Annotated in this window: 16 protein-coding genes; 12 read left to right on the plus strand and 4 right to left on the minus strand. The window is 29.8% G+C overall.

Annotated features, from left to right (window positions below; genetic code table 11):
* The first annotated feature begins 38 nt into the window (after positions 1-38).
* Positions 39-785 carry an RDD family protein gene (locus tag ACEQT4_RS12535; RefSeq protein WP_370228126.1) on the plus strand — a complete coding sequence of 249 codons (747 nt, stop codon included), beginning with the start codon at positions 39-41 and terminating at the stop codon, positions 783-785.
* 102 nt (positions 786-887) lie between these two features.
* Positions 888-1,490 carry a trimeric intracellular cation channel family protein gene (locus tag ACEQT4_RS12540; protein WP_027878589.1) on the plus strand — a complete coding sequence of 201 codons (603 nt, stop codon included), beginning with the start codon at positions 888-890 and terminating at the stop codon, positions 1,488-1,490.
* Positions 1,491-1,499: 9 nt separating this feature from the next.
* Here ACEQT4_RS12540 and ACEQT4_RS12545 read toward each other — a convergent pair whose 3' ends face one another.
* A complete protein-coding gene (locus ACEQT4_RS12545; protein WP_370228128.1) occupies positions 1,500-2,207 on the minus strand; it encodes a peptidylprolyl isomerase in 708 nt (235 codons plus the stop codon).
* A 7-nt stretch (positions 2,208-2,214) separates the two neighbouring features.
* Here ACEQT4_RS12545 and ACEQT4_RS12550 point away from each other — a divergent pair, with 7 nt between their 5' ends.
* Together ACEQT4_RS12550 and ACEQT4_RS12555 are read left to right on the plus strand one after the other, a co-directional pair.
* The gene (locus ACEQT4_RS12550) at positions 2,215-2,856 is read left to right on the plus strand and encodes a CoA pyrophosphatase (protein ID WP_370228130.1); all 642 of its coding nucleotides are present in this window, start codon (positions 2,215-2,217) and stop codon (positions 2,854-2,856) included.
* 47 nt (positions 2,857-2,903) lie between these two features.
* Positions 2,904-3,710, plus strand: coding sequence for a 1-acyl-sn-glycerol-3-phosphate acyltransferase (locus tag ACEQT4_RS12555; protein WP_223077067.1), 807 nt, complete (start codon positions 2,904-2,906; stop codon positions 3,708-3,710).
* Positions 3,711-3,739: 29 nt separating this feature from the next.
* Here the strand turns inward: ACEQT4_RS12555 and ACEQT4_RS12560 are convergent, their stop codons facing one another.
* Together ACEQT4_RS12560 and ACEQT4_RS12565 are read right to left on the minus strand one after the other, a co-directional pair.
* Positions 3,740-4,372: a hypothetical protein gene (locus ACEQT4_RS12560; RefSeq protein WP_370228132.1), complete on the minus strand. Its 633-nt coding sequence runs from the start codon at positions 4,370-4,372 to the stop codon at positions 3,740-3,742.
* Between the two features lie 3 nt (positions 4,373-4,375).
* On the minus strand, positions 4,376-4,870 hold the full coding sequence (locus ACEQT4_RS12565; protein WP_027878594.1) for an RNA polymerase sigma factor: 495 nt from the start codon (positions 4,868-4,870) through the stop codon (positions 4,376-4,378).
* Between the two features lie 173 nt (positions 4,871-5,043).
* Between ACEQT4_RS12565 and ACEQT4_RS12570 the strand changes: the two genes are divergently transcribed.
* From ACEQT4_RS12570 to ACEQT4_RS12585, 4 genes are all read left to right on the plus strand, one after another.
* A complete protein-coding gene (locus ACEQT4_RS12570) occupies positions 5,044-5,223 on the plus strand; it encodes a hypothetical protein (RefSeq protein WP_027878595.1) in 180 nt (59 codons plus the stop codon).
* A 1-nt stretch (position 5,224) separates the two neighbouring features.
* A complete protein-coding gene (locus ACEQT4_RS12575; RefSeq protein WP_370228135.1) occupies positions 5,225-6,583 on the plus strand; it encodes a histidine kinase in 1,359 nt (452 codons plus the stop codon).
* A 22-nt stretch (positions 6,584-6,605) separates the two neighbouring features.
* The gene (locus tag ACEQT4_RS12580) at positions 6,606-6,947 is read left to right on the plus strand and encodes a 2TM domain-containing protein (RefSeq protein ID WP_370228137.1); all 342 of its coding nucleotides are present in this window, start codon (positions 6,606-6,608) and stop codon (positions 6,945-6,947) included.
* 121 nt (positions 6,948-7,068) lie between these two features.
* On the plus strand, positions 7,069-7,824 hold the full coding sequence (locus tag ACEQT4_RS12585; protein ID WP_370228139.1) for a LytR/AlgR family response regulator transcription factor: 756 nt from the start codon (positions 7,069-7,071) through the stop codon (positions 7,822-7,824).
* Here the strand turns inward: ACEQT4_RS12585 and ACEQT4_RS12590 are convergent, their stop codons facing one another.
* The gene (locus ACEQT4_RS12590) at positions 7,825-9,009 is read right to left on the minus strand and encodes an LETM1-related biofilm-associated protein (RefSeq protein WP_370228141.1); all 1,185 of its coding nucleotides are present in this window, start codon (positions 9,007-9,009) and stop codon (positions 7,825-7,827) included.
* A gap of 152 nt (positions 9,010-9,161) precedes the next feature.
* Here ACEQT4_RS12590 and ACEQT4_RS12595 point away from each other — a divergent pair, with 152 nt between their 5' ends.
* The 4 genes from ACEQT4_RS12595 (at position 9,162) to ACEQT4_RS12610 (ending at position 14,006) form a co-directional block, all read left to right on the plus strand.
* Complete coding sequence (locus tag ACEQT4_RS12595) at positions 9,162-9,812, plus strand: DUF4331 family protein (protein WP_370228143.1); 651 nt, start codon at positions 9,162-9,164, stop codon at positions 9,810-9,812.
* A gap of 22 nt (positions 9,813-9,834) precedes the next feature.
* Positions 9,835-10,395 carry a DUF4331 family protein gene (locus ACEQT4_RS12600; protein WP_027878601.1) on the plus strand — a complete coding sequence of 187 codons (561 nt, stop codon included), beginning with the start codon at positions 9,835-9,837 and terminating at the stop codon, positions 10,393-10,395.
* A gap of 85 nt (positions 10,396-10,480) precedes the next feature.
* Positions 10,481-11,764, plus strand: coding sequence for a tetratricopeptide repeat protein (locus ACEQT4_RS12605; protein ID WP_370228145.1), 1,284 nt, complete (start codon positions 10,481-10,483; stop codon positions 11,762-11,764).
* Between the two features lie 19 nt (positions 11,765-11,783).
* Entirely contained in the window at positions 11,784-14,006 is a 2,223-nt protein-coding gene (locus tag ACEQT4_RS12610) for a TonB-dependent receptor (RefSeq protein ID WP_370228147.1), read from the plus strand.
* Positions 14,007-14,347: the final 341 nt, after the last annotated feature.

The raw sequence follows: 14,347 nt of genomic DNA on the forward strand, positions 1-14,347 counted from the left end.
TTATGCGTTAAAAAAATGCTTACATTTGACCTTAGCTTATGGTCAATATATCAATAAATACTACACAAAACGTAAATATAAATTTTGTCGCAGCTAGTGTTGGCGAACGTTTGCTCGCATATCTTATAGATTGGATTATAAAAATAGCTTATGTTATTGTTGTTTATCAATTAATGTTTAAAGCTTTTAATTTTGAAGATTGGGCTAAAGATATGGACCAGTGGTCTGTAGGTGCAGTTGTTGTGTTTTTTTATTTGCCAGCTATATTTTATTCTCTAATTTTTGAATCGCTTTTAGATGGACAAACACCAGGAAAACGAATAATAAAAATTAAAGTAGTTAAAATAGATGGCTATCAAGCTTCTTTTCCAGATTTTATTGTAAGATGGTTTTTTAGAATAGTAGATTTGAATTTGTTTTCTGGTATAATAGGGTTAATAGCAGTAGTTACTAGTAATAAAAACCAAAGAATAGGAGACATGACAGCAGGAACAGGTGTTATAGCTTTAAAAAATAAAGTCAATATTAGTCATACCATTTTAGAAGAACTTAAAGAAGATTACACACCAACTTATCCATCAGTAATAAAGTTGTCAGATAATGATGTACGTATTATCAAAGAGACGTATTTGGCTGCTAAAAAATCTAAAGACTACGCTACATTAATTAAGTTAAGAGCTAAAGTAATTGAGGTAATGGAAATTAGACACCAAGTTGAAAGTAATGATATGGAATTTATTTCCACAGTTGTAAAAGATTATAATTACTACACACAAAACATGTAAGCAGAGAACCACTTTTTTTATAAAAAAAAGTGTGTGAATCGCTTATGCTGAACGCAGTCGAAGTATCCCTTACTATTAAATTTTAAAAACAATTTCAATCCAATGTTTTACATCATAGATATTTTAGGAACTATTGCTTTTGCAATTTCTGGTGTACTTGTAGCACTTAACAAACGTATGGACGCATTTGGTATTTTAATTATTGCGTTTGTAACAGCAGTTGGTGGCGGTACATTAAGAGATGTTTTGATTGGCGAAACACCAGTAAGTTGGATGAAAGATATGAGTTATGCCTACTTTATTTTTGGATCTACAGTATTTGCCGTACTTTTTAGACATAAGATTGATTACTTGCGTAAATCATTGTTTTTATTTGATACAATTGGTATTGGTTTGTATACTGTAATTGGAATTGAAAAAGGAATTTCGGCAGATTTGCATCCAATAATTTGTGTTTTTTTGGGTACGATGAGTGCTTGTTTTGGTGGAGTAATTAGAGATATTCTATGTAACGAAATACCAGTAATTTTTAGAAAAGAAATCTACGCAACCGCATGTATATTAGGCGGTATTACTTATTTTGCTATAAGCCAGTTACCCGTAGTTACTAATTTTGTATTTGTTATCTCTGGTCTAGTAGTAATTATAGTAAGGTTAATAGCTGTAAGATTTAAGGTAAGCTTACCAAGTCTTTATAAAGATTAGTAGCATTGTTTATTCTAAAACTTCAACAGTTTTAATATATACATTAACAAAAGGCCAATCAGACTCGTCTGTTTTTACAGCGTTTATCTTATCAACAATATCCATTCCTTTAACAACTTTTCCAAAAATAGTGTAATCGCCATCTAGATGAAAGGCGTCTTGCTGTGTAATAAAAAACTCATAAGGCGATGCTAATTTATGAGGGTTTTCAATATCACTACTTGGCATAGAAATTACACCTCGATGATGTGTAAAACCACGTTTAGTATCTGTAGGTAATAAGTAATGACCTATTTTATGTCGTTTTCTGGCTACTCTAATATCATCTGTGTTTCCACCTTGAATAATAAAGTTTTTAACAACACGATGAAACTGAGTATTATCAAAAGCTCCAATTTTTGCTAAATAAATAAAGTTAGCACGATGAAACTTGGTTTCGTCAAACAATAATATATCAATATCTCCCATGCTTGTTTTAATGCGTACTTTATTCTCTAAGTTTTCTTTTTCATATTCTAAGAAAAAGTCCATAACATTTTCTTCAGTTAAATAAGGATATTCCTTTTTCTTAATCGAATCTTTTTTAACCGTTTTAGTATTTGTTTTTACAGTGTCTGCAGCTTGTTTGGCGTTGTTATAGTTAGTTTTAGTCTTAGATTGCTTATCTTCACAATTAAATAAAATAAGACAAAGACTAAAAAAAAGAAATAGGCGCATTTTTAAAATGAATTTTAAGGATTTTACCATAGCATTGTCAAAAATAAAAAATATACCACTACCAGCCGAAACATCTCAGTTTAAAATGGCTCCACCTTATCGTGAAGCTCTTTTGCAACAGCAAAAAGATAAGATGAAACATGCTAGGCAAAGTGCGGTAATGGCATTGTTTTATCCAGATTTAGAGTTACAAACTAAACTTATTTTAATTTTAAGAAAAACTTACAAAGGTGTACACTCGGCACAAGTTGGTTTTCCTGGTGGAAAAGTAGAACATTCTGACCAAAATTTAATGCAAACCGCTTTAAGAGAAACTCACGAAGAAGTAGGTGTAAAACCAGATTATATTAAGGTTTACAAAGAAATGACGCAAGTTTATATTCCGCCAAGTAACTTTGTAGTTCAGCCTTATTTAGGTATTGCAGAGCAAACTCCAAAATTTGTTAAACAAGAAGCAGAAGTAGAAGATTTAATAGAAGTTTACTTAAAAGATTTGTTAAGTGATAGTAATTTAACCCAAAAAACAGTAAAAACCAGTTATGGGATTGATGTTGAGGTACCTGCCTATAATTTAAGTAATTATTTGGTTTGGGGCGCAACAGCAATGATGCTTAGCGAAGTTAAAGACTTATTAAAACAGGTTTTATAAGTGTTTTGATTTGTTATATTTGTAGCTCCTTAAAACTTAAACACACTATGGGATTATTTAAAAAAAATCCTTTCGGACATATACTTTTTGTAAAAAAATGGTTAATCAGAATCTTAGGTCTTTTAACACATAGACGCTATAGAGGCTTTAATGAGTTACAAATTGAAGGTTCTGAAATTATAAGACAATTACCAGATACAAACGTTTTATTTATATCTAATCACCAAACGTATTTTGCAGATGTTATTGCCATGTTTCATGTATTTAATGCTGCTTTATCAAACCGACAAGATAATATTAAGAATGTAGGATATTTATGGAATCCTAAACTAAACATGTATTATGTTGCAGCAAAAGAAACTATGAAATCTGGTTTAATACCAAAGATTTTTGCCTATACAGGATCTATAAGTATAGAGCGTACTTGGCGTAGTCAAGGAAAAGACGTTAATCGTCAAGTAAAAATGAGTGATATTTCTGCAATAAAACGCGCTTTAGATGATGGTTGGGTTGTTACATTTCCGCAAGGAACTACAACACCTTTTAAGCCTATTAGAAAAGGAACAGCTCATATTATAAAACACTACAAACCTGTGGTTGTACCTATTGTAATTGATGGTTTTAGAAGAAGTTTTGACAAAAAAGGACTAAGAATTAAAAAGAAAAACGTTTATCAAACTTTTGAAATTAAAGAGCCTTTAAAAATTGATTACGAGAATGAAAGTATCCAAGATATTGTTGAAAAAATAGAATACGCTATAGAGCAACATCCTTCATTTTTAAAAGTAATCCCAGAAAAAGAATTACTTGCTCAAGAAGAGCTTAATAAGCAACGTGAGTTTTTAAATGAATAATATTTACAGTATTTATTATTCAATATGGACTAAACTTCCATTTTCTTAAGTTCGTTATAATTCTTATTAAGACGTTTTAATAGAATACCATAAAGTAACTTGTAAAATAACCAAATAACTACACCAAATATTAATGTTGCAATAACAAACATAGCAATCATTACAATGTATTGTTGCGTGTTAAAATGTTCTATTTGTGCAGCTAATTCAGGATCGTGTCCAGAAGAATATATAAATCCAAATACCATAGAAACAAATACCATTGCTAGATTATAGATTACATAATATCTAATAACCTTTCTAGTTTTAAGGATGTTTTTCATTAGTTTTCTTGCACTGTCTGTAACCGAGATATTTTTGTAGGACTTGTATAATAAGAAAACAAATAACAAAATTATTGCGTAAGTAAATATAGTGATGCCTATAAAAGCAGCGTCACTATACATTGCATCTAATTTTTGTTTATATCCATCTGATGTAAACATTGGTATAGTATTTATACAAATCCAAAATAACAATTCTGCAATACTTATGTAAAACAATGTTTTTACAATGTTAGACGACTTTTTATGTAACATGGCATATAAATCACTACTTGATTTTTTTTCAAAAGTGTTATTGTTTTTTTGCCAATCTTTCTTTAATAATTCTAATTCATCCATGTTTTACGGATTTAAAATGGTTTTTAGCTTTTTTTTCACTCTGTTCATTTTCACTCTGGCATTAACTTCGCTAATTCCCAAGGTCTCACTAATTTCTCGGTAATCTTTATCCTCTAGATATAAAAATACTAGAGCTTTTTCAATGTCATTTAATTGGTGTACAGCTTGATACATTAATTTTAATTGTTCTTCTTCTGTGCTGTCATATTCTTCTGCACTAATTTTAAATTGTATAGCATCAAATTCTTGCGTTTTTATACGACGTTTAGATTTACGATACAATGTAATTGCTGTATTTAAACCAACTCTATACATCCAAGTTGTAAATTTACTATCACCTCTAAACTTAGGGAAGGCTTTCCATAGTTGTATGGTAATCTCCTGAAATAAGTCGTTGTGTGCATCATAATTATTAGTGTAAAGTCTACAGACTTTGTGCACAATATTTTGATGCTTTTCTAGTAATTCTACAAAATTATGTTCTGATGGTTTATCCAATATCTTTTAGTTAGTTGTACTTATTTGTAGCTTAAATAAAGAAGATGTTACACAAAATTAGAATTATTTTTTGCGTAGCTACAATTCGTCATAAAAAAATAACAGTTCGGTATTTCAATTTTTAAAAACCTAAATTCTTAATAGATATTTGCCTTGTAATTAAAACACAAACCATGTTTAAACTCGTATTAATAATTGTAATGGCTGTAACAGGACAAGTAAAAGGTCTAGACAAACCTTCAGTAGCAAAAGCAGATAAAACACCTATTTTTACTACCTTTAATCCATATCAAGACACTAATTTGTATAGCAAAAATAAGTGCTTATTAACTTTAGAAACTAACAAAAAATAGGATGATTAAATTTTTAAAAGAAACCGCTAAAGCCTTTTCAATTGGTGTTCTAGTCTTTTTAATTAGAGGCATATTTATATTGGCTAATGGTAACACATTAGATTTTAACCAAGATTTAGCTTTAGATTTTTTTTATAATCAATTATTTGCCGTGTCATTATACTTATCCAACGCCTATTTTGTAACGTACATGATGAATAAGTATAAGCAAGACTTATTTAAACTTAATCGTCTTTTAGTTGCTTTATTGTCTTCAGTATTTATATCATTAGCAACCATTTTTATACTTAGATTTTTAATAATAGTTTATGGGTATAACCAAGACGCTACATCGTTTTTACAAAATGAGAAAGTTGTTTTTTATTGGATGTCTTTAACTATATCTGTAGTCATAACAGCTATATTTTATACGGTTTACTATATAAAATCTAAACAAGAAACTAAGGTAAAAGAGCAAAAAGTAATTGCCGGAACAGCTAGTGCTAAATTTGATGCTTTAAAAAATCAATTAGATCCACATTTTTTATTTAATAGCTTAAATGTATTAACCAGTTTAATTGAAGAGAATCCAGACAAAGCACAGCAATTTACAACCAGTTTATCAAAAGTATATAGATATGTATTAGAGCAGAAAAATAAAGAATTAGTGACAGTAGACGAAGAGCTAAAGTTTGCAAAAACTTACATGTCTTTATTAAAAAACAGATTTGAAGACAGTATAATTTTTGAAATACCAGAACAAGCACAAAATCCAGAAAGTAAAGTTGTACCACTTTCATTACAATTATTATTAGAAAATGCTGTAAAACATAATGTAGTAACAAGTAGTAAACCTTTACACATTAAAATATTTGAAAGCAACGGAAATTTAGTTGTAAAAAATAATCTACAACCCAAAAAAATATTAAAAAAGAGTAGTGGTGTTGGATTAGCAAACATTAGACAACGCTACCAATTATTAACAAATAAAAAAGTAATCATCAATCAAGAAGCAAACAGTTTTGCAGTTGCATTACCAATGCTTACAAAACAAGTATCAGTTATGAGACAACAACAATTATCACAATCAAAAATGCTTGACAGTTATGCACGAGCAAGACAACACGTAGAAGAACTAAAAGGGTTTTATTTTAGCCTAGTAGCTTACTGTATCGTTATACCAAGTTTATATTTTATTTGGTACAAATTTACACCATTTACAATTCAATGGTTTTGGTTTCCTATGATAGGTTGGGGATTTGGACTAACAGCACAAGCCTTTAGAGTATTTGTAAATAATGGCAAATTTGGACGCAGTTGGGAACAAAGAAAAATAGACCAATTTATGAGAGAAGAAGAACAAGAAAAACGTTGGAATTAATAACAAAAAAATATTAAAAATCATGAGAAATACAGATATACAACCTTACGAAGATAATTTTTCTAGAAAAGAATTTTTAAAAGAAGAAGCCTACCAAAGAGCTAAAGAAAAAGTAAAGAAAATAGTAGGATTTTATTGGCATTTAGCGATATACATCGTAGTAAACATATTTATTATTTTAGTAATTGTATTAAATGGCGGATCCTTATGGCACTTTGGTACGTTATCAACACCATTATTTTGGGGAATAGGTTTATTTTTTCATTTCCTAGGAGTTTTTGGACCTAGAGTATTTTTTGGAAAAGATTGGGAACAAAGAAAAATTAAAGAGTTTATGGATAAAGAAGAGTCTATGTGGGAATAGTTAGTTTTCAGTAAGCAGTAAGCAGTAAGCAGTAAGCAGTAAGCAGTAAGCAGTAAGCAGTAAGCAGTAAGCAGTTTATTACTTCTGTTGCCAATAATCAACCATTCATAAAAAAATAAAAATGAAAGTTATAATTATAGAAGACGAAAAACCATCAGCAAGACGATTGCAACGTATGCTAACCAACCTAAATGTAGAAGCTACAACGCTTTTACATTCTGTAGAAGAGTCTATTAATTGGTTTAAAAACAATATACATCCAGATTTGATATTCTTAGACATACAATTAAGTGATGGTTTATCGTTTGAAATTTTTGAAACCATAGAGATTAATTCTGCTATAATATTTACAACTGCTTATGATGAGTACGCATTACAAGCCTTCAAGCTTAACAGTATTGACTATTTACTTAAACCAATTGACGCAGAAGATTTAGAACAAGCAGTACAAAAATATAAGTCAAGATTACCACAAAAAACTAATATGTCTTTAGATTTTGAAGACATAAAAAAACTATTAGTCAATCCAATTGACAGAGTATATAAAAAACGTTTTTCTATAAAAGTAGGACAACACATAAAGCTTGTAAATACAGATGAAATAGAATGTTTTTACAGCGAAAATAAAGGCACATACTTACATACTACAGATAATAGAAACTATTTGTTAGAAAACACTTTAGAAGCTTTAGAAGAAGAGATTGATCCAACACAGTTTTTTAGAGTAAATCGTAAGTTTTATGTAAACATAGAAGCTATTAACGACATTATAAGTTATACCAATTCCAGGTTACAAATTAAGTTAAATTCTTACAATGAAAATGATGTAATTGTAGCTAGAGAACGTGTTAAAGATTTTAAGGAATGGTTAGATTAACTATTCCTTTTTTTCTTCTTCAATACGGTTATCATCAAAAGCACTTGGTAATAATTTAGGTATAAACTTAACCACAATTGGTAGTAATAACGCGCCGCCAGGCAATAAAAAGATAGCAAGACTTGGTATAGATTTAAAAATATCTAATAACTGGTCTTGTACTTTTTTTTGTTCTTCTTTAGAAAGGTCTCTTATAGTAGATTGAGATAATAATAGCAGTAACTCTTTACTCTCTTTAAGTTCTTTAGTTAGACGTTTCCCGTTTCTTTTAATTAACTTTAAAACAAAACTTGTAGAGTTATCGTAAAATGTTTTTACTATGTTTTTTGATCCTAAAAGCGGTACTTCTTCTTTAAATTTTTTATAAAAACTTGCTATGCTACTAGATGCTTGGTGTACATGCAGGTTGCTTAAATTTAACTGTTTACCTAAATCAGATAAAAAAAGTTCTTCATCACTATCAATTTTAGCATCTGTCCAAGTTGCCATAGCAGCCATATCTAAACAATATTTTGCAAAAATTTCGGTTTCTACTTTAGCTATTGCTAGATTGTAGTCTAATACTTTTTCATGTTCGTATCTTGCAGATTGCTCAAAAAGATCAATTAAATTTTCATCATAATTTGACTTATGTTTTTTTGCGTTTAGTGTATTAATAACAATACTTTCTATAATAATTTCATGATCTCTTAAAAAATCATCACTAATACTTTTGTCTTGTAAGTAAACTCTAAAAGCAATAATATCTATAAAAAGTAAGGCGTTGGTTACAAAGTAGTTAAAGCTTTTGTTTATTAGATTGTCATCAATTTGTATACGCTTATTAATAATCCTTTCAACACTATCCTCTTTATCTTTATTTCCAATAAATATATTTAAAAACGAAGATCTTTTTTTGTTTAAAGCATTGTAAAATGCATCAACATCTGTGTAAAAATCATTTTCACTTTCACTATTAATATGAATGATAAGTAATGCAATTACTAAGTTAATTTTGCAAAGTTCTTCACTTTCGTAATCGTTATTTTTGATAAGGTTAGCTACAATATCTACGTTGCTTCCGTAGATAAATCCGCAATGTCTAAACGCTTCGTAATAGTTTTCAAGACTCGTATTTTTTAAGACTATATTAGGGTTTAAGTCTCTTATTAATTTTTTTATCCAACCTGTAGCCGATGGGTTCATGTCTTAAAATAAATAGATGGTAAAGATATATTTTTAATCTGATTTTATCACTTCAAATTTTCTTTAACAAAATTTTAATAAAACCTTAAGTTAAATAATTGCGTAGGTAGTGTTGAGAACCAAAAATAATAATTAACAAAATCTCAGACATTATGAAAAATTTAAAACTAGTATTAGGAGTTAGCATTTTTGCAATTGCAGGCTACTTCTTTTTATCTGCAGACCATATTGATGCGCCTGCAGTTTCAGGTGGTACAAGTGATATCACAGATTTTTATGCCTTTCAAGGCGAAGACACGGACAACTTAGTATTTGCTGCAAATGTGCAAGGGTTACTTAGTCCATCAGCATCAGCAAGTGCTGCTTTTGATGAAAACGTTATGATAGAATTTAATATTGACAACACAGGAGACAATGTTGAAGACTTAGTAATACAAGCAGTACCAAGAGACGGAAAAATGTACTTTTTTGGACCATTTGCACCGTCTTCAACTGGTTTAAACAGTATGATTAATACTGCTGCAGATGTAACAGTTGTAGATATTACTTCTTACGGAAGCAATGCAATTGTTGAAACTAACGGAAACATTAAAGCTTTTGCAGGACCAAGAGATGATCCTTTCTTTATGGATTTTGCGCAATACGGAGAGATTATTGCAGGAAATGCTTCAGGCTTTAACGATCCAGGTACAGATACTTTTGCAGGAACAAATGTAATGTCTGTTGTTATTGAAGTACCAAAATCTTCTATTGGCGGTACAGGAACTATCAATACTTGGGTAGAAACTAAAACTAAACAATAATTAAACTTTTAAATTAAAAATTATGAAATCTATATATAAAATATTTAGCATCGCAGTATTTGCATTAGCTGCTGTTAGTTGTTCTAACGACGATGACTTTACTCAAATACCAACGCAACAAGAACCAGATTTTTCAGGGACGTATGCTCAAAACGATCAAATGGGTAGACCTGCAGTAAATACAGTATTTGTATCATCATCTTCAAAAGATATGTTTAATACAACTATTCCTACAGATCAAAATGCAGCGTTTCAATCTATGTTCGAAACTAACTTAACAGGTTTAAGTCCAGCATATGCAAATCCTGGAGACCAAAATGCATTAGGCTTAGATGCGCCAACATTTACTGGTTTATTAGCTACAGATGTACTTAATGTGTCACTAGATGGAACAACTACTTTCTTTGATGGAACTAACGTATTAACAGGTCGTGCTTTAGCAGACGATGTTATTTCAGTAGAACTACTACTTATCTTTGGTGGTGAAGACGGTACAGAAAACCCTTCGCTTTCAGATGATCATGTAGATGCAAATGACAAGCCGTTTTTAACGTCTTTTCCTTACTTAGCATCTCCTTGGTAGACTATTTTAATTAAGGAGTATTTCCCCAAAGTACTCCTTAATTTACCTACTTATTACAACAAACAAACTACAAAAAACAAAAACAATGAAAACCAATATTATATTATTACTATTTGCATTTGTCTTGACAAGTAGTTGTAAAGAAAAAACCAGTAAGATTACTAAAACAGCAGATTACGAAATCTACATTACTAATCCAGACAATACGATATTAAGTAAAATAGAAGAAGATTATAGTTTTTGGAAAAACAAGTATAAAGAGACTCCAAACCAATATCCATATCTAGCTAAGTTAGCAGCTGCAGAAAGTAAGTTGTTTACAGCTACAGGAAATATTGACTACTTAAAAAAAGCTGAAGAAAATCTTTTAGAGGTAAATAAAATTACCAAATACAACAATGCAGGCTATTTACGAAGCTTAGCAAGAAATTACATTTCTCAACACAAATTTAAAGAAGCTTTAGACGTATTAAAAAAAGCTGAAATTAATGGAGAAAACCTTGAAGGAACTCAAAAAATGCTTTTTGATGTGCACATGGAACTTGGTAATTACGCTCAAGCAAAAGATAATTTAACTAAAGTTAAAGACTTAAACGACTTTGGTTATTTAATTAGATTGTCAAAATGGAGTGACTATAAAGGCGACTTAGCTTCAGCAATCAAATATCTAGAAAAAGCACAAACTATTGCAGAATCCTCTCAATTAAACGAAATTAAACAATGGACATATACTAATCTAGCAGATTTTTATGGTCATGATGGTCAAATAGAAAACTCTTATAAAAACTATTTAAAAGCGTTACAATTAAATCCAGATAATGCTTATGCAAAAAAAGGAATAGCATGGATTGTTTACGCATATGAAAATAATCCTGAAGAAGCTAAAAGAATCTTAGAAAAGATTGAAAATCAGCATCAATCTCCAGATTACTATTTGTTTAAAGCAGAGTTAGCTGAATTTGAAGGTGATACAGTGCAAAAAAATAAGTATTTAAAAATTTATTTAGATAGTGTAAACAATCCTAAATACGGAGATATGTATAACGTTCACACTTCTAAACTGTTAGCGGATGTTAATAGCGAAAAAGCTGTAGAGTTAGCTAAAATAGAGGTACAAAATAGACCAACACCAATGTCTTACGATTTATTAGCTTGGAGCTATTTTAACACAGGTAAAAAGGAAAAAGCTTTAGAAATTATTGATACTTTTGTAGCTAATAAAACCTTTGAACCAGAATCACAATACCACATGGCAAAAATCTACAAAGCTAACGGAAAAACAGACAAAGTAACAGCTTTAAAAAAAGAACTACTAGCTAGTAGTTACGAGCTTGGACCTGTAACCACAAAACAGGTATTAAAACTATAATCAACTAACAACAAATCTTATGAAAAAATTATTATTACTATTTGTAATGATAGGAACAACTATGTCCTTATCAGCACAAATTAAAGGAACAGTTGTAAGCAACAATCAACCTATTGAAGACGCTTACATTTACAACCAAACGTCAAAAAGTCATTCACATTCAAATCAGTTAGGTCAATTTGAAATTAGTAATACCAACGTTGGTGATGTATTACTAATAGGGCTTTTAGGTTACGAAAAACAAGAAGTAACCTTAACAGATAATTTAATAGCTAATCTAGTTATAGATTTAAAACCAAAAGCGTTTATGTTAGACGAGTTGGTATTATCACAACCAACAGATGTTTTAAGTAGCATTGTTCAAATAGATTTAGAAACCAATCCGATTAATTCTTCTCAAGAAATTTTAAGAAAAGTACCAGGGTTAATTATTGGTCAACATGCTGGTGGCGGAAAAGCAGAACAATTATTTTTACGTGGATTTGATATTGATCATGGTACAGATGTAGCTTTAAGTGTAGATGGTATGCCAGTAAATATGGTATCTCACGCACACGGACAAGGTTATAGTGATTTACACTTCTTAATACCAGAAACTATTGAGAAAATTAACTTTGGTAAAGGTCCGTATTACTCAGATCACGGAGATTTTAATACTGCAGGTTTTGTAGATTTTAGAACTAAAAGTAGCTTAGATAACAGTACTATTAGCTTTACAGCAGGACAGTTTAACACTTTACGTACTTTAGGTATGTTTAATCTTTTAGAAAACAAAGCATCTCAAAATGCTTATGTAGCTTTAGAATATATTGAAACTGATGGACCTTTTGAGTCACCTCAAAATTTTGACAGATTAAACCTTATGGGTAAGTATAATGCGTATTTAAACGATAATTCAAAATTAGGATTAACGGTTAGTCATTTTACAAGTAAATGGGACGCATCAGGTCAAATTCCTGTTAGAGAAGTTAACAATGGTAATATTTCCAATTTTGGTGCTATAGATGATACAGAAGGTGGTTACACTAGTAGAAGCAATGCTAATGTGCAGTTTAGTACCATATTAGATAATGATATTGCTATGCAAAGTAATGTGTTTTACTCTAAATATAATTTCGAATTATACTCAAACTTTACATTCTTTTTAGAAGATCCAGTAAATGGAGACCAAATAAAGCAAAAAGAAAACCGAGATATTTTTGGATTAAACACGCAGTTTAATAAAGAAGTTAATTACAATTCTTTTGATGTAAATTACACAGCTGGTTTAGGATTACGTTTTGACGATATTAAAGACATAGAGTTATCACACACATTAAATAGAAAGACAACTTTAGACTATATCCAATTAGGAGATGTGTATCAACGTAACATGAATGCTTTTGTTAATGCCGAAATTGACTTAGGAAAATTTAGCATTACTCCAGGATTAAGGTTAGAGTATTTCAACTTTCAATATAATAACAAGTTAAGTGAAACTTACGATTTACAAACCAATACAGAAGTAGCTGTATTGCCTAAACTTAATTTTCAATTTAATCAAAACGAAAATTTACAATGGTTTTTAAAATCAGGAATAGGATTTCATTCTAACGACGCCAGAATTGTATTAAATAACGAAGTTGATAAAGCTTTACCAAAAGCATATGGTGTAGATTTTGGAAACATCTGGAAACCAACACAAAAAATTGTACTTAATACAACATTATGGTACTTATTTTCTGAAGAAGAATTTGTTTATGTAGGTGATGCAGGAATTGTAGAGCCAAGTGGAGAATCTGAACGTTACGGATTAGATTTAGGCGTAAGATTTCAGTTAAACGATTATTTCTATTTTAATACAGACGCAACGTTTACAAAAGCGAGAAGTCTAGAAGCTGAAGATGGCGAAGATTACATACCATTAGCGCCAGATTTTACTTTAGTTGGAGGATTATCGGTTAAAGATTTTCATAACTTTTCAGGAGCAATTAACTACAGATATATTGATGATAGACCTGCAAACGAAGATAATAGCGTAGCTGCAGAAGGATATTTTGTAACGGATTTTAACTTAAACTATAGCTTTAATAAACACTGGAAATTAGGTGTTATTATTGAAAATTTATTTGATACAGACTGGAAAGAAACTCAGTTTTTAACCGAGTCTAGATTACAAAATGAAGTTGCACCTGTTGAAGAAATTCACTTTACACCAGGTACGCCATTCAACTTTAGAACAACATTAAGTTATTCTTTTTAAAAAAAGAATAAAAAAATAAAACCTTGCTATTCATAATTACGTAAATATGTTAGCTATCGATTTAAGGGAATTGATATAAAGAACTAACAAATAGGTTAATGCTATGAAAAAGTAAGGTTTGTTTTTTGTTAGTTTGTAGGAAATGTCTAATTAGTTTATACTTTTTAGGCATTTCTTTTTTTTGTAACTATGTTGTTTAAGTAGCTATAAATAATTACGTTAACTATGTGTATTTAATATTAGCTTCAAACTATTAAATTTTGAAATAAGGAATGATGAGGTTTTTTATTCTATTCAAGAATATAAATTGGTAGTAAAAAATAGAAAATAAAAAAAGCACT

The sequence above is a fragment of the Mesoflavibacter sp. genome, from assembly GCF_964226795.1.
Lineage (GTDB): Bacteria > Bacteroidota > Bacteroidia > Flavobacteriales > Flavobacteriaceae > Mesoflavibacter > Mesoflavibacter zeaxanthinifaciens.